The organism is Actinopolyspora lacussalsi subsp. righensis (assembly GCF_900116555.1).
In the GTDB taxonomy this organism is placed as follows: domain Bacteria; phylum Actinomycetota; class Actinomycetes; order Mycobacteriales; family Pseudonocardiaceae; genus Actinopolyspora; species Actinopolyspora lacussalsi.
In genome coordinates, this window is the sequence record NZ_FPAT01000002.1 from 343,175 (window position 1) to 364,104 (window position 20,930).

Genomic DNA, 20,930 nt, shown 5'->3' on the forward strand with positions numbered 1-20,930 from the left:
GCTCGATCGTTTTCCGGTGTCACCGCGCGGCGGTCATTTCTTTTTCGATGAGTACCGACCGCCGGAAAATATTGTTCATCAACCAGTGGATGCGCTCGTGCGAGATCACGCCTGAACCGATGTTTTCGGTTTTGCCGCGATGTAAAGTGAATTCGGTTCCATGATTTCGGGGAACCGCTCGAATGTGAGTATGGGGCGGTCGCGGCCAGGGTGGTGGAGCGGTATGAGTCAGCCGAGCTCGTTCGGACGCAGTCCTTGCCGCAGTCGTTCGAAGGTCTCGTCGAGGTAGTGCCGCAGGCTCTCGTCGGATTCGGAGTCCTGCCAGCTCTGCACCGAGACCCGGAGCGTGGTGATCGTCGTGGCGGACAGCAGCCGCACGTACACGTCCTCGGCGGTCCTGCCGAGTCGCGCGGCGAAGCCCTCGGCCAGCGAGGCCTCCAACGTGCGGAACGAGGTCACGATTTTTTCGATCAGTTCGGGGTGGTGTCGAAGCACGACGGCCTGATCACGCCAGGTGGGACCGCTCATCGCCGTGCCGATGGCCTCGCCGAGCACCGCTCGGGCCACTTCGAGCGGTTCCTCCTCGGGAGGGCGTTCCAGGACGCGTGTCGAGGTGTTGTCGATGGTGTCCCGATCCCACGGGACGAGTACTTCCTCCTTGGAAGTGAAGTAGTTGAAGAACGTTCGTGGGGAGACATCGGCGCTGGCACAGATGTCCTCCACCGTGACCGCGCCGGGACCGTGCTCGCGGAACAGTCGGACGGCCGCCTGTTGCAGGGCCTGGCGGGTGGCGCGTTTCTTGCGCTCGCGCAGGCCACCGGAACCAGCTTCACCCGCGTCGGAGGCCGGAGCGGTTCCAGCTGTGCCGGACGCGGTGTGCGCTGATCTGGACATGTGCCCTCTCCCTGGCTGCTGCGATACCGCCGCTGCTGAGCTGGGGCTTCATCGTAGTGGGGCCGTCATTGCTCGGACAAACCGGGCGCTGCTCGGACAAACCGGGCGTGTGGGGCTGATCACCATAAACATGCGTAGATGCATTTTTGCAGTCGCTGCACTGATCTGTTAAAGTGCCGTACGGCGTCGGGAGCAGTGCTGTCTCACGGCCAGCGGTTCGTGGCCCCCGCCCCTGGCCGGGCCGAGTGTCGATCGGATCGTGAGTGGTTCCCGGACGTCCCGTCGCGTCGGTGATCGGCCAGTGGCTCCACGGCCCACCGTTCGCAACCGCTCGCAATCTTTTCCGCGATCATGGCGAGGAGCCGGTGTGCCGAAGGAAGAGCTGAAGTCGTTGGCTCGCAAGCTGCTGTCGACGCTGTGGTTCCCGATGTTCTTCGTCGTCGGGTTCATGGTGTTCTACCTGATCCCGTTCCACGCGCCCGCACCGCACAACGTGCCGGTAGCCGTGGTCGGTGAGCAGGCCGCGGCCGGTATCGAGATCTCGTTCGACAGCTCGGTTCCGGACGGTTACGACATATCCGCCGTATCCAGTGAACAGGCCGCGCGACAGGCGGTACTGGACCGGGATGTGGTCGCCGCCTACGACCCGGCCGACGGCGAGATGTTCTACGCCAGTGCCAACGGCAGGATGGCCGTGCAGATGCTGCGGCAGTCCTTCGCCCCGGTGGCTGCCCAGGCGGGACAGCAGCTGAGCACGACCGATCTGGCCGCCACCGCTCCCGGGGACGTGATGGGGACCGGGCTGTTCTACTGCCTGATGGCCCTGAACATCGCCCCCTACGTGGTGGTGATGATGCTGCTGCGGGCACAGTTGACCGCCCGGCAGAAACTGGGATCGATGGTCGGCTTCGGGGTGGTCTCGACACTGATCTGCTACTTCACCGCGCTCTCGCTGGACGTCATCTACAACGACCCGTTGCTGCTGCTGGTCGGCTTCCTGCTCACGCAGGGAATCGCATGGACCGCCTACGGGTTGGTGCCGATCGTCAAGCAGTTCATACCCGGCGTGGCCATCGGGCTCTTCGTGCTGCTGAGCCTGCCCTCCAGCGGCGGTGCGATCCCGCTGCACTTCGTGCACCCGATCTTCCAGTTCCTGCACCACATCATGCCGCTGGGCAATGCCGTGGACGCGATGCGCGGCGTTCTCTACTTCGACGGTGCCGGGGCGGTGCGGGGCACGCTCGTGCTGTGCGCCTGGGTAGTGCTCGGTGTGGCGTTGGTCGTGTTCAATCATTTCCACGCCGAGCGGCTCGCGGCGCGGGCCACCGAGCAGCAGGCCTCCGAGCAGCGGGATGACGAGCGGCGGGAGCGGTCCGGTGAGTCGGCCGGGCGTATCTCCGGCGAGGAGCACGAGCACGAGAGCGGTGTCACCGTCGACCCGGCTTTGGAGGCTCCCGTACCGGCGCACCACCGCACACTCGCCGGCTCGGTGACCGACGGTTCCGGGGCTGCCGTGCCGGGCGCCAGTGTCACCGTGACGGATGGACGTGGTGTCCAGATCGCGAGGATGCTGACCTCCCCGGAAGGGGAGTACCGGGTACACGAGCTTCCCGCGGAGTCGGTCACAGTGGTGGCCTCCGCCGCGGGGCTGGAACCCGCCGTGGACAGGCTGCGAGCTCGTCAGGGGCGTGTCGAGCGGTGCGACTTCCTGCTGGACGGCGAATCCGTCAGTCGCAGCGTCCGGCCGGTCGGTGCGAGCGGTGCCGGGGTTGGTTCCTGAGCGCCGACCTGGCGTCCGCTCGATGACGGGCATCCGGCCGCGCCGGTTGCTGAGTGAGTACTCACTCATTATGATGGGGGTGTGAGCGCACAGGAGTCCCGCCGCCGTGCTCCGGCGATGAGTTCGGAACAGCGGCGAACCGAAATCGTCCGGGCCACGTTGCCCCTGCTCGCCGAGCAGGGCGCGAACGTGACCACCCGGGCCATCGCCCAGGCGGCGGATGTGGCGGAAGGGACGGTCTTCCGGGTCTTCACGGACAAGGGTGAGCTGCTCCGTGCCTGTCTCGCGGAGGCGTTCCGCACCGACGAGCTGTGTGCTCGAATAAGGGAGATATCAACGACCCAGTCCATCGACGCCAGACTGACCGAAGGGGCGGCGCTGGTGCTCGACCACTTCGACAGGCTGGGTGAGCTGAAGCGCAATCTGGCCGCCTCCGACTACGATCTGCACCACCGCGAGACCCACGATGCGAAGCAGGCCGCGCGGCACGAGCCGCCACGTTTCGTGCTCGAACTGACCGATGCCTTCGCCGCGCTGATAGCTCCCGACGAGCAACGGCTGCGGGTCCCCGTCGAAGACGTCGCGGCCATGTTGCTCGGCCTGTTGCTGAGCGCGCGGTTCGTCGGAAACTCCGACGACGAGGCGCGCGCCAAACTGGCCCCGCGCATCGATGTGCTGCTGCGCGGTGCGCTGGCGGCCTAGCGCCCCCGAGATCTCAAGCCCCGATATCGACCGGCCCGAACCGGTGAGAGGGAAACAATGGCAAGACCGCCCATCGAGGTCGAAAACGTAACCAAGGACTTCGGAAAGTTCAAGGCTCTCGACGACGTGAGCCTGCGAGTTCCCCAGGGCAACGTCCTGGGGCTGCTGGGGCACAACGGCGCGGGCAAGACCACGCTGGTCAACATCCTCAGCACCCTGTTACCACCGACCACCGGAACGGCACGCGTCGCGGGCTACGACGTCGTGCGGCAGAGCAGGCAGGTCTGCGCCCGCATCGGGTTGACCGGCCAGTTCGCCGCCGTCGACGAGCAGTTGTCCGGACTGGACAATCTGGTGCTGATCGCCAGGCTCCTGGGAGCGACCAAACGCGCCGCCAAGCAGCGGGCGGAGGAGCTGCTGACCCTGTTCGAGCTGACCGAGGCGGCCAAGCGGCCCGCCCGGACGTACTCCGGCGGTATGCGGCGCAGGTTGGACCTGGCGGCCAGCCTCGTCGGTCATCCGGACGTGATCTTCCTCGACGAGCCGACCACCGGGCTGGACCCGACCAGCCGGATGGGGCTGTGGCAGATCGTGGAGAACCTGGTCGACGACGGCACCACGGTGCTGCTGACCACGCAGTACCTCGACGAGGCCGACCGGCTCGCCGACTCCATCACCGTGCTCTCCAGCGGCAAGGTCGTCGCTTCCGGAACAGCCGAGGAGCTGAAGGCCGAGGTGGGGCAGCGGACCGCCACCGCCACGCTCGCCGACGCCGCCGATTCCGCTCGTGCCCTCGAAGCGCTCGGCCGTGCCGGGCTCAGCCCGGTGCACGACGAACAGCGCAACGCCATCACCGCCCCGGTCAACGCCTCGCACGAACTCGCGGTCGTGGTCCGCGCGTTGGACGAGGCCGGAATCGAGGTCAGCGGACTCGGCCTCGGCGAGCCCACGCTGGACGACGTCTACCTGAACCTTGCCCACCACTCCGCCGAACCGGCCGCCTGAGCGACGGGAAGTCCAGATGACCAGTACACTCACCGCTCCGCGAACCGGAGCGCAACAGTCCGCGCCGGACCGCACCAACTGGCACGGCGCCGGGGTGTGGACCCAGATCGTGGTTCTGACCGGCAGATCCTTACGCGCGGTTCTGAAAGATCCCCGAATAGTCGTCTTCAGCCTGCTGCAGCCGCTGATCATGCTGACACTGTTCAGCCAGGTCTTCGGCAAGGCGTTGATGTCGAGCATCCAGACCGGTAGCTACATCAACTACCTGATGCCCGCCATCCTGGTCACCACCGGTATCGGTGCCTCGCTGCAGTCCGGGGTGGGGCTGATCACCGACATGAAGAACGGTGTGCTCGGCAGATTCCGTTCACTGCCCATCCGGATGGGCTCGGTGCTGCTGGCACGCAGCCTCGCCGACCTGTTCCGGACGGCGGTGCAACTGGTGATCCTGCTGGGGGCCGCCGCCGTGCTGTTCGGTTTCTCCCCGAAGGGCGGATTTCTCGGCACCTTCAGCGCGTGGTTGCTCGCGCTGCTGGTGAGCTGGTCGTTGACCTGGGTCTTCCTCGCGATCGCCTCGTGGGTCCGCAAGGAGGAGGTCATGCAGAGCGTCGGCTTCCTGGCCATGTTCCCGCTGATGTTCGCGTCCAGCGCGTTCGTCCCGCTGGACGCGCTGCCCGACTGGTTGAGCATCGTCGCGCGCATCAACCCGCTGACCTACGCGGTCGACGCTTCCCGGGACCTGTCGCTGGCGATGCCGGTGGGAACCGGTGTGCTGTCCGCAGTGGGTACCAGCGCGGTGCTGCTGGTGGTCGGTGCCTTCTTCGCGGTGAAGGGGTTCCGCCGCCCGCTGTGACACTCCGAACCACACGCGACGAAGCGAGCAGGCACTTCGCGTTCGTCGGTCTCCCCGCGCCCGGACACGTCAATCCGACGCTCGCGCTGGTGGAGGAGCTGGTCGGACGTGGCCACCGGGTCAGCTATGTGACCGGCCCCGAAGCGGTGCCCGCCGTTCGAGCGGCGGGTGCCGAGCCCGTCTCGGTCTCGCTGCGGCTACCCGACCCGCCGCCGACCGACGCCTCGACGGCGCCGGTGGCGGCGGTGTCGCGAATGGAGCGTTTCCTCGCCGACGTGCGGCAGAGCTTCCCGGCAATGCTGGAGCGGTTCGACGGGGACGTTCCCGACGTGGTGTGCTCCGACGCCGCCACTTCGATCGGACGCATGCTCGCCGAGAAGCTCCGGGTCGTCCACACCGCGCTGCTGCCCGGTTTCGCGAGCAACGAACGGTTCTCACTGCGCGACCTGTTCACCGAGCAGCTGCCGAGCGCGTTCGATCCGAACAATCCCTTACTGCGTGACTTCGGGCAACGCATGCGGGCGTTCGCCGAGCGCTACGGGGTGAGCTTCGACTTCCACTCGATGATGTCCGACGCCGGTGATCCGCTGAACCTCGTCTTCCTCCCCAAGGAGTTCCAGATCGAGGCGGACGGCTTCGACGAGCGGTTCGTCTTCCTCGGCCCCATGATCGGAGATCGTGCGGCGAGGGAACGGTGGCGGCCCGCCGATCCGGACAAGCCCCTGCTGTTCGTCTCGCTGGGGACTCTCGGCCACGAACGGGTGGATTTCTACCGCAGGTGCCTCGAAGCCTTCGGGGACGGTACCTGGCAGGTGGCGATGTCCATCGGTGATCGCGTCGATCCGGCCGAGCTGGGAGAAGTACCCGACAACTTCGAGGTGCGGCCCGGTTTTCCGCAGACCGCGGTGCTGCGTGCGTCCAACGTGTTTCTGACGCACGCCGGGATGAACTCCACGATGGAGGCGCTGTACTACGGAGTTCCCATGGTGACCGTCCCGCGGCTGCTCGAGCAGGAGCTCAACGCCGAGCGCGTGACGCGGCTGGACGCGGGCCGTCGGCTCGATCCGAACGCCTCGCCCCGACTGCTCCGCGAAACGGTCGACGAGGTCGCCGGGGACGACACCGTGCTGGTGGGAGTGCGTGGGTTGCGTGCCCTGGTGCGCGGTTACGGCGGTGCCGCGGCCGGTGCCGACGCGTTGCGGGACCTGCTCGCGGAGCGGGACTCCGGCTGAGGCCGGAACGTGAGCACCCGCCCGGAACTGGCGCTCCGAGCGGGTGCTCGATCCGTCTTCACGGTTATCGGAACGGCTGCCTCACATCGGGGTGAGCGTCAGCGTGGCGGAACTCGCCCGCGTGTCCTGGATGTAGGACGCGAAACCGGCCACGTCGTCGAAGGCGAAGCCGTACGCCTTGCCGTCGACCGTGTTGGCGTGCATCGCCTTCGCGTAGTGGTTCGTCACCGAGTGGTTGTAGAAGTCCGCCGGATCAGCGGCGGGCTGCGAGGTGACGCTGTGCAGGTTGGACCGGTTGAGCCCGGCGGCCAGGATCGCCGCCACCGGACCTCTCGGGGCCGCACCCGCCGCGAGCGCACCGTCGCAGAACAGCACGTCACGGGTGCTCGGCCGGTCGAACGCCCCGACATCGCCGTCGAAGACGAACCGGTCACCGGAGACCGAGCCGTGGTAGACACCGGTGCCGATGTCCACGGTCATCGTGCTCGAACGGTACTTCTCCCACACCTGGTCGATGTAGGAGTCGAAGTAGGTGCCGGAGAAGTTGCCCAGGTCGAGTGCGTGGCCGGGAGCGACGATCCGGTAGTCGCCCTGCCGCAGGTTCTCGAAACCGGGGGTGGAGGTGACGCTGGAGAAGATCCGATCGCGGCCACCCGCTTCGAGCGTCCCGGTGGTCTGGTCCGAGGCACCCACCAGCCGGATGGAGGAGGGCACGCTGAACATGTCCACCATCGTGGTGTTGCAGTACATGCCGGTGTCGTTGAGCGTGAACTCGAAGGTGTCGTGCAGCACCGTGTTGCTCGGATCGCTGGGCACCCAGCCCGCCGGGTACTGCAGCGCCGGTTGGCCGGTGCCGCTCTCGACCACCTTGAACTTGAGCTCGCCGCCCAGTGCGAAATAGATGCGTCCCGACATGGCGGGCAGATTGATCGTGGTGTCGCCGCTGTTGTTCAGCGGAATTCCGTAGTGGGCGTAACCGTCCGAACCGTTGTCGGAGAACGAGATCGGCACTCTCCGGCCGTCGGGGGTCACCCGAACCTGCTGGCCCGACTGGTCGACTCCGACGATGTAGAGCGAGATCGAGGTGTTGGCGAAGTCGCCGGTGTGGTTGGCGATCGTCAGTGGCAGCGGCACGGCGGCGGCGGTGGTTCGTGGCCGTGCCGCCGCGATGGCGCCGCTGCCCAGTACCGGTGCCGCCAGCGCCGCAGTGGAAAGTCCCCCCAGGAATGTTCTCCTGCTGAACAAGGTGCCTCCTTTGGTCGGGCCGCGGTAACGGCCCTCATGCGGTCCAGACCAGTGTGCTGCCGCCGGAACCGATCCAGCATTACGTCGATCCGGCGCTGTCGATGGCACGTCCGGCAGAGGCGAAAAGTGCCACCCGAACGTTCCCGAGGGGCCAGTGGCCTCCGGCAGCTGCTGCTTTCCCCGAAAGTCGTGCCGTTCGGGTCCGCCGTCTCGGCGGCCAACCACGCCCGATCGTGGCGGAAGATTTCGCGGGGCGGCCATCCGGTCATCGCCTTCGACGCCGCTTCGCGATCATGCCCCCGGGGCCTTTCCTTGACGCCGCGCGGCGATTTCGCGAGAAATCGACGCCGCCGTCCGGTCGTGCTCCCCTGCTCCTGTCAGCGCAGTGTCAGCGTCGAATCAAGCCGCGTTGTTAAACACAACGCGTAATCCCTGAATCGGAGGGTAGTACCGCATTCCTCCGTGTGGGGGCCCTCTCATCTGATCGCGTCCGGGACGGTCCAGCCGACGTTTCCCGCCCCGGACCGGAGGAAATCCGAATGACACGTAACACGGTTCTGCTCGTGGCGGGCGAACGGCTGACCGGATTCTCGGAGCGGATCGATCGGCTCGTGGCGGAACTGGCCGAGCGAGGTCACGAGGTCCGCCTGTGGTATCCGACTTCGGAACCCACCTACGCCGGACAGCCGGTGGTGCGGCCGACGTTCTTCGACGCCCTGCGTGACTACGGGCGTTCCGGCGCCGAATCCTGGCACAGCCCGGCACACTCCGGTGGGCGTGCCTTCACCAGGACGGAGCTCGGTGCCGAGTTCGCCGACTACCTCGGCTCGGAGGTGCCACGCACCGATCTTTCGGTCTCGGTCCCGCGCTTCGGCTCGTTGCTGGACTCCACCGGACCGATCGGTGATGCCGAGCGAACCGCGGCGCGTGTTTTCGGGGCCGACGAGACGTTCTTCGTGCTGAACGGGAGTTCCGGAGCCAACCGCACCATCATGCACAGCTGCCTGGCCCGTGGGGACCGGGCGCTGCTCGACCGCAACTGCCACAAGTGCGTCTGCGACGGCGCCACGCTGACCGGAGCTCTGCCGGTTTACCTGCCCGCCCAACGCAACGGTTACGGCCTCAGCGGGCCGATTCCACCGGAGGCACTGCGGCGCCATGCTGTCTCGGGCGAGGCGGCGTACGCCGTAGTAACGAACTCCACCTACGACGGGATCTGCTACGACACCACCCGAGTGGCCGAGCTGCTCGGCGATTCGGTCGACGACCTCCACTTCGACGAGGCGTGGTTCGCACACGCCGCGTTCCACCCGGTCTACCGCGATCGCTACGCCATGGCCCTCGCGGGCAAGGTCGGTGTGCCACGCGTGTACGCGGCGCAGTCGACTCACAAAATGCTCGCGGCGCTGTCCCAGAGCGCGATGATCCACGTCGGTGTTCCGGAGGGTGAGGCTCCGGACAGCCACCGCTTCAACCTCACCTACGCCATGCACGCCTCCACCTCACCGTCCTACCCCATGATCGCCGGACTCGACGTCGCCTCGGCCATGCTGGACGGCGGTTCCGGTTCCGCCATGCTGGACGAGGTGCTCGACGAGGCGATCGGTTTCCGCCAGGAAGTGGCCGGGTACGCCGCCGACTCCGCCGAGAGTGGGACGGGGTGGTTCTTCGGCGTGTGGCAGCCACCAACAGTGGAGGCTTCCGACTCCGGGCAGCTGGTTCCGCTGCACCGCGCCTCTCCGGAACTGTTGCGCTCCGAACCCCGGTGCTGGTCACTGGAACCGGGGGCCGAGTGGCACGGTTTCACCGAACTCGAAGAGGGTTACGCGCTGCTCGACCCCTGCAAGGTGACCCTGCTGTCTCCCGGCTGCGATCAACGGGGTCGGTTCGAGGAGATCGGACTGCCCGCCAAGATCGTGGCGCGCTGTCTCGCCGAGCGAGGCATCGTCGTCGAGAAAACCGGGCACTACACGTTGCTGTTGCTGTTCACCCTGGGCACCACGGTCGAGAAACGACAGCGTCTCTCCGGGGCGCTATGGGACGTCAAACTCGCCTACGACACCGATGCGCCGCTGTCCGAAGTGCTGCCCACTCTGGTGGACGAGCACCCCGAACGCTACGGCGGCGAAACCCTGCGCGGACTGGCGCACGGGATGCACGAGCGGCTGCGGAGCCACGGGTTACCCGAACTGCTGGAACGGGCCTACACCAACCTGCCGCGCCGATCCCGCACCCCCGCCGACGCGCACGACGAGATCGTCCGCGGGCGTACCGCACAGGTACCGCTGGGGCGGTTGGACGGCCACATCGCCGCGAACATGGTGGTTCCCGTCCCACCCGGTGTCCCGATCCTGATGCCGGGTGAGGAGACCGGGGACTCCGAGGGCGACTTCCTGCGCTACCTGGCGGCACTGCGGGATTTCGACCGCGCCTTTCCCGGATTCGAGCACGACATCCACGGCATCGACCGCGACGATTCCGGCGAGTACCACGTCGACTGCCTCCTCCCGTAACCCGGCGCGGCGATTTCGCGAGAAATTGACGCCGCCGTTCTCAACAGCTCGCGGGGCACGCGCCCTACTCGGAGATCGCCGCGCGGCGTGCTCCGGCGGCCGCGGCCGGCTGAAAGGCCGCCGCGCGAATCCGGCGCCACCCCGATCGGATGAGCCCTCCGGGCGGGTTTCACCGCACTGGGGATTCAGGACTCCGCGAGGTGAGGTGGGAAACCGCCGGTGGCGATCGGACCCCACTCCTCGATCTCGATGCGGAGCAGCGACTTGTTCTGCCGGGCCATGGCTTCGCGGTACTCGTCCCAGTCCGGGTGTTCCCCGGAGATACAGCGGAAGTAGTCGACGAGACCGTCCAGCGCCTCGGGCATGTCCAGCACCCGCGCGCGGCCGTCGACTTGCACGTGCGGCCCGTCCCACTCGTCGGAGAGGACGCAGATCGACACTCGTGGGTCGCGGCGCGCGTTCCTGGCCTTCGCGCGGTCCGGGTAGGTGGAGACCACGATCCGGTCCTGTGGGTCGACGCCGCAGGCCACCGGAGACATCTGTGGGCGACCTCCGGCGCGGGTGGTCGACAGCAGACCGCGATGCCGCGGCCGGAGGAATTCCAGCAGTGCTTCCCGTTCGACGTGGTCGGCCGTGGCGATGCGTGGCATGAGTCCAGCATCTCACGCTGGCGTCTCGCCCCAGACTGTCCTTTTCGGACCGAGCAGGGCTCTGCTGCTCGCCTGATCGGACGGGAACGGGTTTGACGAGATTGCTCGCCTGCTCGTGGCCGCGCTGTCGAGGATCAACGGGAACCGAACGCATTACTTGGCTGTTACCCGGTCCAGCGCGTGACCAACTCATGTCCCAGGAGCGGCTCGATCCGCTGCGCTCACATCCGATGTCGCTGTGACCAGCACACGCCACTAAGCTTGACCGATGGCATCGGTAAGGCAGTTCCAAGTCACCTTCGACTGTGCGGAGCCTGAACGCGTCGCTCGTTTCTGGTGCGAGGCACTGGGGTACGTTGTGCCACCGCCGCCCGAGGGGTTCGCCACCTGGAACGATTTCAACCGTTCGCTGCCGCCTGAGCGGCAGGGCTCGGCATTCGCCTGCATTGATCCCTCCGGTACGGGGCCGCGGCTGTTCTTCCAGCGCGTTCCCGAAGGCAAGGTTGTCAAGAATCGAGTACATCTCGATGTGCGGGTCGGCACCGGGCTCGTGGGGGAAGAGCGTCTCGCCACGCTTGAGGCGGAGTGCGCACGACTGATCGCGCTCGGCGCGACGCGTGTGCGACTGCTGCCCGCCGATGGAAACGACGAGTCGTGCATCGTGATGCAGGACATCGAGGGCAACGAGTTCTGTCTCGACTGAAGCCCCTCCTCGCGGGTGAGCCCGACCACTCGATCGGGGTTTCGGTTGCCCGGCGGTAGGTGCGATGTACTTCGACTGCGAGTGGTGACGAAGTGGGGACCGTTCTTGGTCGAGATCCCTGCTTTTCCTGTGCGCTGGGCTGATGCGCCCTCGGTAGGATTCGAACCTGCGACACCCGTTGTAGGCGATCTGGCGACCACAGACGGCCACCTTGACGGATGCGGGAGTTTGGGGCCAATTGGGGGGTCTGAGTAGTAGCGATACAGGATTTGGTGCTAGGCACGGTTTCGGCTGATGATCGAGGTGTCGACACACAGCTGTGGAGCGGCTGGAACGGTCCCGACTCCCTGTTCCCGCTGCTGTAACCAGGAAGGAAGATCGCCACCGGAGGATCCTGCACGCCTACTGCTCAGACCCCGGAAGGATTGAACGATGCTGCTGGTCAGCAGACTGATTCAGCTTGCTTCGGATGTCGGTCGAGTACTGATCTCCGACGCTGTGAGCAGCATCGATACTCGCTGGCGTTTAATCTGTCATGACTGTTCCCCAGACCTTTACTCCGGGCGGAGGGCCATGCCACGCAACTGATGCGGCCCTTCGAGAAGAACAGACATACCCGGTAGGCTCGTGTGCATGAGGCTCTCTCCGGTGCTCTGGTCGTAGATCCGTAGCTCTGGTTCGTTCCCGTCCGAGGTCTGTGTAATCAGGGCCAAGCGGTTGTCGCGGACGGTCGCGCTGACCTCGCTGTTGCGCGGCACGATCTCGTCTTCGAGAGGGAACTCTTCGACCGTCTTTCCCGTGTCGATGTCGGTCCGCATGAACGCCTGGCGATCGAGCGAAGCCCACAAAAAGCTCTGGCCGTCGTCCGAGAGAACTGTACTGTCGAGGGCGGCGAGGCCGTAAGAGCTGTTCGGCCGAACGCTCTCTCCGTTCGCATCAGTGAGCGGCGTCTCGACCACCTCACCAGTGGAGACGTCCCAGGCTCGAAGGACAACCGGCCGCTCAGGATTCCCGCTGTCATCGGCAACCGCGGCCAAGTGATACATCGTCCCCTCTCGACAGGGCGCATCATGGTTCTGCTGTGCGGAACCCGAGACCGGCGCCATCCCGATGAGTCGCTCGTTCTGGCCGACAGCATCCGCGTCGGGCAAGTCCGATGAGCTGGAATCGTCACCGGAGAGACGAGTCAGCATGAACGACCCCGGCCCATGGGTGCCCCGGGTTTCGAGTCCCTGTTTGGCGGCCACCCGCTGATAGTCTCCGGAGGGCTGAGCCAGACCGTAGATCTCACCGCCGCAGGAGCCGGCTACTTGGTAGTAGCCCTCGACATTCTTCCGGCTCGATGCGCCGTCAGCATGGGTCACCAGCTGCTCGGTATAGCCGACTCCTGTGGTTCCTTTGTTGAACAGGCCGATGAAGCCGCCGTCGTTCGTCGGGAACAGCGCGTGCTGTGATGGGGCCTTGGGGCTGTCGGTGGTACGCAGTCGTTCATCGGTGAGCTGATAGTCCTGCTCAGTGTCGGAGAAGAACAGCCCGTCCTCCGACCACCCGATCGCCGCGGTATCCATGCCGGAGGTTTCGACGACGCTGATCTCTCCCGCCTCGCCGACCAGGACGAGGTGTCCCGCGGACGAATCCCCGGCGTCCTGCGCCGGAGGACTGATGTAGGCGGCAGCCCGAACGCCGTCCAAGGTCACATCCTGCGGCTCCTCGACATCCGCCACAGGACCAAAGCATGCCGACGTGGTCAGCAGGACCATGGCGAGCCCAACCGTTGCGCGTGCAGAAGAGAACGAAGATCGAGTCATAAGGCTCCCGAAATATACGAAGCTGCGGTAGAGCATCATCCGCAATTTCGCGGATGATACCCCACCGCATGGAATACCTGTTTCCCATTATCGGGCGAGCTGCGTCGATCAGAGTGTCTGATAAGTGACGGTGAAGACGTCATCCCGGATGTTTCCTGGGTATACACCGGGTCCGCCATTGCTGTCGAGATCGATACGGAAGTCTACTATAGGCCGCCCAGACAAAATGAAGGTTATGCAGGTGTGGTGATCAGTGGGGATAGACACAAAGAAGCAACGGTCTTCCCGGTATCATGCTGTTCGACCAAAAACAAGCAGTACGCCAAGGAAGGACCGTTGCGTTACGCGGATACCACAGGGTTGAGTGAGGACCAGCTATGCTGGTTGGCTGAGCGGATCAGTGGGTTGATTCGATGGGACCCGAGGAGCACTGTCGGTGTTCATGGCTCTCATGGTGACGTTGGAGTCCTATCGGACGAATCTGACCCAGAAACAATTGGCGGCGTTCCGAAATGTGAGCCAGTCGACGATTTCGCGGTTGGCGCGTCGGATGAGCCCGTCCTGGCTGACACGTTGGACGAGGCACACGCCACGCTTGAGGAGTTCCACGGACGAGTCACCCTCGTGGATGGTGTACTCATCCCCACTGGGAATCGTCGTTACCAGGGAAAACTGTATTCCGGAAAGCATCGACGCTACGGCGTTCGTCTACAACTGATCACCGATCTTCGAGGGAAACTTCTCGCATGTTCGGAGATATTTCCCGGGGCGCCCATGACCTCACGGTGTTCCGGCACTCATCGCTGCACGAGACGCTCAATCATGCCAACACCATCGGGGGTCTCGGTTATCTGGGAAATGCTATCACTCAACCCAGCAAAACACCAAAGAACGGAAAACTCGACCTCGACAGAGAAAAAGCCAATACTAGGATAGCTTTCCTGAGCTACCCGGTCGAACGCGCCATCGCCTACCTGAGATATTGGAATATCCTGGCCACTCGATACCGCCGGCCACTCGTTCATCTTCGACGAATACTCCACATCATCACTGGACTCCGGCGACTCCTAGAGACCTGGTAAACAGTTCAGTGCATAACCTTCAATGCAGGATATAAAGGTAGATCGGATTCAATGGTATGAATGGCTTGCCTTCGTTTGCTCTGAGGAGCCCAGCTGGGTGGCTACGTCGCGGGCGCGGTGGCTCGCCCGTAGGAACTGGCCGTGTGAGGGCGTCCGTGGTGGGACGGAACTTCGCGGGAGCAGGTGCCCAACCGGCCACGGTGCCAGGTCGAACCGGTGTGAGTGGTGAGTTTCCTCGGCGGCCAGAGCCCTGGCCGACCTGCACGGGAAGACTGAGCGAAAGTGGGGATCGATCTTGGTGGTGATCCCTGCTCGCCCGTGTGCGCTGGGCTGATGCGCCCTCGGCAGGATTCGAACCTGCGACACCCGCTTTAGGAGAGCGGTGCTCTATCCCCTGAGCTACGAGGGCCTGTTCGGTTGTCAGCCGGGTCGGTACGTGCCGATCCGCACCAAAGGATACCGGCCCGGTGGGTGTCCTCGACACCGGCCCCGGCAGTGGCTGTGCTCCGGGCGAACGGCACCCGCCGCTGATCTTTTCGGAACCGGCACACGCGTATGGTCGACTTGCCGCTACCGTGTGCGATAGGACGGCACTGGGGTGACCATGACGAACGAGTACCACGGCGACGCCCGCAGCGTGACGCAGGCCGGGCGGGTCGATCGTTTCGAGCAGCACCTGCACTTCCACGGAACCGACGCTCGCCCTCCGGAACGCCCGATGAGCATCCCGGCCGAGCCGACACTGCTGGTCGACCGGCGGGACGAGCACCACACGCTGCACGATGTCCTTGACCGCTCCTCCGCCGCGAACGGCTCGTCCGGCTCCGGGGCGGGAGCTGTCCTGATCGCGCTGTGCGGTCTCAGCGGTATCGGCAAGAGCACGCTCGCGCGGAGTTTCGCCTGGCAGGTGCACGAGCGTTTCGAGGACGGCTTCTGCTACACCGACTGGCACGGCCACCCGGTATCCGGCTCCGCCGAGCTGGCACGCTCGTGCCTGCGCAAGCTGGGCACGGCCGAACACGAGCTACCCGCCGCCGACCGGGACGCGTTGCAGCTGCTGCGTGACCGCACCCGTGGCCGCAGGATGGGGTTCGTCTTCGACGGACTGGTGCACCCGCGACAGCTGCTCGACCTGCGGCTCGCGGCCCCGGAGAGCATGATCCTGTTCACCAGCCAACACGCTGCCTCGGAGTTCTCCTCCGACGGGGTGAGCTCGATCGACCTCGAACCACTTTCCCGGCACCACGCGATCGAACTGCTCGCGCGAATCACCGGCACGGATCCGGTCGTGACGGACCCGGATGTCGGGCGACTCGTCGAGCTCTGCGGCTACACTCCGTTGGCGCTGGAGTTCGTGGGTAGAAAGATCAGGCGACTCAAACACTGGACACCGCGCCGCGCGGCCGACTGGCTCGCCGGTTCCGCCCACCGTGGCGAGATGCTGCGTGACAATCCCGAAGTGCGGGACACCCTGGAACTCGCGGTCACCGACCTTCCGGCCGAGCAGGCCGAGCTCTATCGGCTGCTCGGCGCGACTCCCTGCCGCACTTTCGACACCGCCACGGTCGCCGAGCTGCTCGACGCCGACCCCGCCGACGCGGAGGACCTGCTCTACGAACTGCACGCGGCCAATCTGGTGCTCGAGTCCGAGCCGGGGCGCTTCCACCTGCACGATCTGGTGCGGATCCACGCGATCGAACACGCCGGAAAGCTCGAACCGGGGGACTCCGAGCGGGCGCACCACCGCCTGGTCACGCGGTACCGCCGGATGGGCGCCCACGCCGACCGGGCGGTGATGGAACCGAGCAGGTTGCGGGTGGCGGGCGACGAGCACCTGGTGGCATCCGAGGAGAACCCCTTCACCAAACCGACCGCGCTGCGCTGGCTGGAGACCGAGTTCGCGAACATCGTCGCGCTGGTCCACCACGCGAGCGGACGCGGCGACCACGAAACCGTGCTCGCGCTCTGTGATGGTGCACTGTGGACACTGCACAACCATCACAAGCACTACGAAGGGACGCTGCGAGCCTTCGAGCTGGCGATCGGGGCGGCCGATGGACGGGACGATCCGTTGGCGGGGGCGAGGATGCGGATCCTGCGCACCAGGCTGCTCATGGAGTGCCGGCGGTTCGCCGAGGCGCACGAGCAGGCCCTCGAAGCGCGGGAGAAAGCCGCGAGCACCGGGCACCGCCAAGTGCTCGCCTCGGCCTACGAGTTCCACGGTCGGGTTTACCTGGAGCAGGAGCACTACGAGCCCGCCCTCGAACTGTTCCGCGCCGCGTGGGAGATCAGCGAGCGACTGGGGAAGCCACGGGGAATGGCCCTGGTGGAGCACTTCGCGGCGCGGGCGCACAGTGGACTCGGAGACCAGAGGAAGGCCCTGGAGTACCTGGAGAGCGCGGCGGCACGGTTGGCGGACTTCCCGAACGACCGGCGCACCTCCGCCAAGGTGAGGCTGACCACCGGAGTCGTCCTGCGGCGCATGGGACGGCACCGGCAGGCCGTGGAGCAGCTGGAGCGAGCCGTTGTCGAACTGAGCTCCCACCGCTCCGCCGAGGACGACGAGAAGCTGCTGTTCGAGCTGGCCGCGCCGTTCGAGGAGATGGCCGCTTCGCTGCGCGAGATCGGTGAGCGGGACCGGGCCGAGGAGTGCCTGCGGGAGGCCGTCGCGATCTACGAACGCGCGGGAAGTCCGAGGGCCGAGAGACTGCGATCCGGAACGGGATGATCGGAGGTTCCGTTCTTCTCCGGTGGCGTGTTCCCGGACGGGCGACCACGAGGTGAACGGAGCACCCCGCCGCATCTCCGGCCGACTCACTCGGGGACGAACGGATCCACCGGCGGAGCGGTTGCCCGCCACGACGGTTCGGGAAGATCCAGCAGTTCGTAGACGACGCGTCGCAACTCGCCCGCCGCTCGGTCGTGGTTGGCGAAGGTGTCGGCTGCCAGTCTCTCGTGTCCGGGAACCGGGGCCGCCGCCGTGATCTGCTCCTTCAGCTCCGCCGTGCCCGTCAGATGGCAAGCTCGTTTCCCGAGTTCGTACCTCGGGGTGTTCGCGACGATCTCCCGAGCTCCGAAACTGCCCAGCAGCAGCCGCTTGCCCAGGGCCGCCGCGTAGAGCCCCAGGGAACCGTGATCGGCGACCACGGTGTCCGCCGCGACCAGGGTGGCCTTCCAGCCCCGGTCCGGCGGTACCAGCACCAGCCCGGCGTCCCTGGCTCGCCGGGTCCACTGTTCGATCTGCCAGGGACCGTGCAGGTCCCAGACGTTCGGGTGCAGCACCAGCGCGATCGTGTGGGTCTCGGCGGGCAGTGCCCCCACCAGCTCCGCCGCAAGCTCGGGGCGGCGGGCGAACAGTGCTCGTTCGCCCCAGGTGGAGGTGAGCACGACGAGCTCACGATCGCCGATGCCCAGCGCATTCCGGTAACGCTCCCGAGCCGGGAGGCTGGCCCGGAGTCGGTCGAAGCAGGGATCGCCGACCACACCGACCCGTTCCCGCAACCGCGGGTTGTGCCGACCGAGCAGGGACAGCTGGTCCTGGTGCGTCAGGCAGACCGCGGCGGGAACCGGCTCGCCGTGCCGCAGCAGTTGATCGCGGGACAGTCCGGCCACCTCCGAGGTGAATCCGGTCGCGGCAGGGCGGTGCTTGTGGTGGCCCGCCCCGTGCGAGAGCGTGAGCACCGGCATGTCGAGTTCGTGCAGCGCACCGTTGCCGCTGGGGGAGATCGCCAGATCGAACTCCGCGGCGCTCGCCCGCTGCCACGGGACCACGCGCATCCCGGCCCGCCGGAAGTGGTCGGACAGGTCAGTGTCGAACGCCGACCCCTCGGCACGGGTGAACCGGGTCTCCACCCGGAAGTCGTCTGCGAGAACGGGCAGCACGTCACCGAGCCGGTCCAACGCCGTCAGGTTGCGTACGACCCCCAGCACCCGGCGCCGTACCGGAACGGTGCCCCACGGCTCCCGGCTCCCGGCTCCCGGCTCCATGCCCGGATTGTATCCGACGGCAGGCGGAACGAACCGTTCTCGCCGGAATGTTACGGGGCGCCGGTCACGACCGTGAGCCGCGATCCTGTCGCCGAGCGGCACGCCACGGGCGGTGCCCGGAGCGCCGCTCACTCGGCGGGCAGGGCCTCGCGGCGCTCCGGGCCGTCGACCTCCACGCGATTGCGCCCACCGTGCTTGGCGCGGTAGAGCGCGACGTCGGCAGCCGTGAACAGTTCTTCCAGTCTGGCCGGACCGGCCGCCGCGCCGATGCTCACCGTGGGAGGTTGCTCGACCTCGCCGAGAACCTGTCGCCAGTCGTGCCCGTCCACCGCTGCCCGGATGCGTTCGGCCACGGCCGGTCCCGCCGTGCGTGAATCCCCGGAGTAGGCGGCCAGCACCACCACGAACTCGTCACCCGCCCAGCGGCAGATCAGGTCCTCGGCGCGGCATTCGGCCCGCAGCAGCGACGCCACCTCCCGCAGCGCGGCGTCGCCCATCGAGTGCCCCGCTCCGTCGTTGACGTCCTTGAACCAGTCCACGTCCAGCAACAGCAACCACGGAATGCCTCCCTGGGAGGCGCTGCGCTCCAGCAGTGCCGGTGCGTAGCGTTCCAGTCCCAACCGGTTGGCCAGTCCGGTGAGCGGGTCGCGCAGCGCCGCTGCCTCGGCCGCATTGGCCTTGCGCTGGGCGTGCACCGCGATGCGGCGTTGTTCGAGTGCTTGACCGAGCCCCTCCTGCAGCACCTGGATGGTTTCGTTGGCCGCACGCACCGCTCGTCGCAGGGCCGTGGCCTCGCCCACGTGGTCGCCGAGGCGTTGGCACATTGACGACAGGTCGGTGGAGATACGGTTGATCAGCATGGTCTCCCTGATCGTCTCCGCCTGGTACAGGGCACGACTCGCCAAGGTCCTCGCCTGATCCAGCAGGTTCTGTCGTCTGCGCACCTCGGCGAGCGTCCAGTTGGCGATGGACTGCGCGTACATGTCCGAGGCTTCCTCGGCTTCCGCCAGTGCCGAGGTGGCGCGTCGCTGCGCGTCGTCGATCTCCTCCAGCGCCACCAGTACCCGACCGCTGCTGGCCAGCGCACGGCGATGCACCGCCCCCTGCGTTCCCAGCCGGAACACCTCGTCGAACCGCACCAGTGAGTCGGACAGGTAGCGTTCCACTGACACACCGGAGACGACCACTCGTGAGGCCAGTGTGGCCCCCTCCCGCAGCAGGCAGTGCGCGAGCGTGGCCGGGTCGCCCACCTCCCGTGCGATCCGTACCGCCCTGCTGAGCAGTTCGAGCGCGGGGGCGCTGTGCCCTTCGAGCAGGTAGCCGAGCATGCTCAGCGCGTGGGCGGTCTCCGCGTCGCGGTGCTTCTCCGCGTCGAGCTCGGTCCAGGCGTCCGCGGCGAGTTCGAGGGCCAGCGAGACCCGGCCCAACCGCCAGGCGAGGATCGCCCGGTTCACGAGTACGATGGGGCGGTTCCACTCACTGCCGACCAGGTTCGGCGCGCTGGCCACCGAATCGTCGAAGGCCGCCTCGCACTGCTCGATCAGGCCGGAGTCGAGCAACAGCCGTACCTGACGGTCTTGCTCGGGTATCCGGCCCGCCAGCAGCGGATCGTCCTGTTCCACGGCGTCCTCGCACTCGCAGATCGCGGCGCTGCGGGTTCTCCCCGAGCCCGCGGGGGTCGGGCACCCGGAGTCTCCGCTTCGACTACCTGCTCTTCGAGCAACAGATTACCGGGTGAAATCGTGCCGATACTTGCCGTCGTGTACAACATCCTCCAGCCGCAGCCTGCTGCGCCAGCCGTGGCGTTCCAGGTCAGGGGTTTCGGCGAGTTCGCGAACCGGCCCGACGCACAACCAAGCGACCGGCCGGACGCCCGACGGGATGTCCAGCAGTCTGCGCAGGAATTCCTCCCGGTAGAAGCTTACCCAGCCCACGCCGAGTCCTTCCGCCGTGGCCGCCAGCCACAGGTTCTGGATCGCCAGGCACACCGAGTACAGCCCGGCGTCGGCGATGGCGTGTCTGCCGAGCACGTCCGGTGAACCGCGTTCCGGGTCGTAGGTGACCGCTATGCCGAGCGAGGACTCCACGATGCCCTCGACCTTGATCTTGGAGAAGGTCTGGGCGCGTTCCCCGCTGAGCTCGGACGCGAACACGCTTCGTTCCGCCAGCACGTGTTCGCGGAAGGCGCGTCGAGTGGCCTCGTCGCGTACGAGTACGAAGTCCCACGGCTGGGAGAGTCCCACACTCGGGGCGCTGTGCGCGGCACCCAGCACGCGGTACAGCACGTCGGGGTCGAGCGTCTCGCCGGTGAACTCGGAGCGTACGTCGCGCCGACGGTTGATCACGTCGTAGAGGTCGGATACCGGCTGTCGGGATTCGGAGCGGCCGGATCGGTCTGCCGTTGTCATCCCGGCTATCCTGCCGTGCTCGCGGGTGTGATTCCCAGTGCCCCGCGACTGGAATGACTCCGCACACC

17 protein-coding genes and 1 tRNA gene are annotated in these 20,930 nt (G+C 66.5%); 10 read left to right on the top strand and 8 right to left on the bottom strand.

Features of this window, described 5'->3' with window-relative positions:
* Window positions 1–228: 228 nt before the first annotated feature.
* On the bottom strand, window positions 229–894 hold the full coding sequence (locus BM394_RS05025) for a TetR/AcrR family transcriptional regulator (RefSeq protein ID WP_092974462.1): 666 nt from the start codon (window positions 892–894) through the stop codon (window positions 229–231).
* 367 nt (window positions 895–1,261) lie between these two features.
* On the opposite strand from BM394_RS05025, the gene BM394_RS05030 reads away from it, so the two are divergent.
* The 5 genes from BM394_RS05030 (at window position 1,262) to BM394_RS05050 (ending at window position 6,466) form a co-directional block, all read left to right on the top strand.
* A complete protein-coding gene (locus tag BM394_RS05030; RefSeq protein WP_245779981.1) occupies window positions 1,262–2,674 on the top strand; it encodes a carboxypeptidase regulatory-like domain-containing protein in 1,413 nt (470 codons plus the stop codon).
* An 81-nt stretch (window positions 2,675–2,755) separates the two neighbouring features.
* A complete protein-coding gene (locus tag BM394_RS05035) occupies window positions 2,756–3,376 on the top strand; it encodes a TetR/AcrR family transcriptional regulator (protein ID WP_245779982.1) in 621 nt (206 codons plus the stop codon).
* 57 nt (window positions 3,377–3,433) lie between these two features.
* Window positions 3,434–4,381 carry an ATP-binding cassette domain-containing protein gene (locus BM394_RS05040; protein WP_092974468.1) on the top strand — a complete coding sequence of 316 codons (948 nt, stop codon included), beginning with the start codon at window positions 3,434–3,436 and terminating at the stop codon, window positions 4,379–4,381.
* Window positions 4,382–4,397: 16 nt separating this feature from the next.
* Window positions 4,398–5,234: an ABC transporter permease gene (locus BM394_RS05045; protein WP_092974472.1), complete on the top strand. Its 837-nt coding sequence runs from the start codon at window positions 4,398–4,400 to the stop codon at window positions 5,232–5,234.
* Window positions 5,231–6,466, top strand: a complete 1,236-nt coding sequence (locus BM394_RS05050; protein ID WP_092974475.1) for a macrolide family glycosyltransferase — start codon at window positions 5,231–5,233, stop codon at window positions 6,464–6,466. The genes BM394_RS05045 and BM394_RS05050 overlap by 4 nt, the downstream gene beginning before the upstream one ends.
* A gap of 81 nt (window positions 6,467–6,547) precedes the next feature.
* On the opposite strand, the gene BM394_RS05055 is transcribed toward BM394_RS05050, so the two are convergent.
* On the bottom strand, window positions 6,548–7,711 hold the full coding sequence (locus BM394_RS05055; protein ID WP_217643355.1) for a beta-1,3-glucanase family protein: 1,164 nt from the start codon (window positions 7,709–7,711) through the stop codon (window positions 6,548–6,550).
* 539 nt (window positions 7,712–8,250) lie between these two features.
* Between BM394_RS05055 and BM394_RS05060 the strand changes: the two genes are divergently transcribed.
* Complete coding sequence (locus BM394_RS05060) at window positions 8,251–10,224, top strand: Orn/Lys/Arg family decarboxylase (RefSeq protein WP_092974481.1); 1,974 nt, start codon at window positions 8,251–8,253, stop codon at window positions 10,222–10,224.
* Between the two features lie 185 nt (window positions 10,225–10,409).
* Here BM394_RS05060 and BM394_RS05065 read toward each other — a convergent pair whose 3' ends face one another.
* Entirely contained in the window at window positions 10,410–10,874 is a 465-nt protein-coding gene (locus BM394_RS05065) for a PPOX class F420-dependent oxidoreductase (RefSeq protein WP_092974484.1), read from the bottom strand.
* Between the two features lie 268 nt (window positions 10,875–11,142).
* On the opposite strand from BM394_RS05065, the gene BM394_RS05070 reads away from it, so the two are divergent.
* On the top strand, window positions 11,143–11,577 hold the full coding sequence (locus tag BM394_RS05070) for a VOC family protein (protein WP_092974487.1): 435 nt from the start codon (window positions 11,143–11,145) through the stop codon (window positions 11,575–11,577).
* 554 nt (window positions 11,578–12,131) lie between these two features.
* Here the strand turns inward: BM394_RS05070 and BM394_RS05075 are convergent.
* Window positions 12,132–13,337 carry a hypothetical protein gene (locus BM394_RS05075; RefSeq protein ID WP_139235138.1) on the bottom strand — a complete coding sequence of 402 codons (1,206 nt, stop codon included), beginning with the start codon at window positions 13,335–13,337 and terminating at the stop codon, window positions 12,132–12,134.
* A 490-nt stretch (window positions 13,338–13,827) separates the two neighbouring features.
* Here BM394_RS05075 and BM394_RS23895 point away from each other — a divergent pair, with 490 nt between their 5' ends.
* Window positions 13,828–14,103 (top strand): helix-turn-helix domain-containing protein, encoded by a 276-nt coding sequence (locus tag BM394_RS23895; RefSeq protein WP_425427648.1) that lies wholly within the window; start codon window positions 13,828–13,830, stop codon window positions 14,101–14,103.
* Between the two features lie 28 nt (window positions 14,104–14,131).
* Complete coding sequence (locus tag BM394_RS23900; RefSeq protein ID WP_092974497.1) at window positions 14,132–14,467, top strand: transposase family protein; 336 nt, start codon at window positions 14,132–14,134, stop codon at window positions 14,465–14,467.
* Between the two features lie 336 nt (window positions 14,468–14,803).
* Here the strand turns inward: BM394_RS23900 and BM394_RS05090 are convergent.
* Window positions 14,804–14,876, bottom strand: a tRNA-Arg gene (locus BM394_RS05090).
* Window positions 14,877–15,071: 195 nt separating this feature from the next.
* Between BM394_RS05090 and BM394_RS05095 the strand changes: the two genes are divergently transcribed.
* A complete protein-coding gene (locus BM394_RS05095; protein WP_092975087.1) occupies window positions 15,072–17,195 on the top strand; it encodes a tetratricopeptide repeat protein in 2,124 nt (707 codons plus the stop codon).
* An 86-nt stretch (window positions 17,196–17,281) separates the two neighbouring features.
* On the opposite strand, the gene BM394_RS05100 is transcribed toward BM394_RS05095, so the two are convergent.
* From BM394_RS05100 to bluB, 3 genes are all read right to left on the bottom strand, one after another.
* A complete protein-coding gene (locus tag BM394_RS05100; protein ID WP_092974500.1) occupies window positions 17,282–18,454 on the bottom strand; it encodes a hypothetical protein in 1,173 nt (390 codons plus the stop codon).
* 128 nt (window positions 18,455–18,582) lie between these two features.
* Window positions 18,583–20,076: a GGDEF domain-containing protein gene (locus BM394_RS05105; RefSeq protein WP_092974503.1), complete on the bottom strand. Its 1,494-nt coding sequence runs from the start codon at window positions 20,074–20,076 to the stop codon at window positions 18,583–18,585.
* A 105-nt stretch (window positions 20,077–20,181) separates the two neighbouring features.
* Window positions 20,182–20,862: a 5,6-dimethylbenzimidazole synthase gene (gene bluB / locus BM394_RS05110; RefSeq protein ID WP_092974506.1), complete on the bottom strand. Its 681-nt coding sequence runs from the start codon at window positions 20,860–20,862 to the stop codon at window positions 20,182–20,184.
* Window positions 20,863–20,930: the final 68 nt, after the last annotated feature.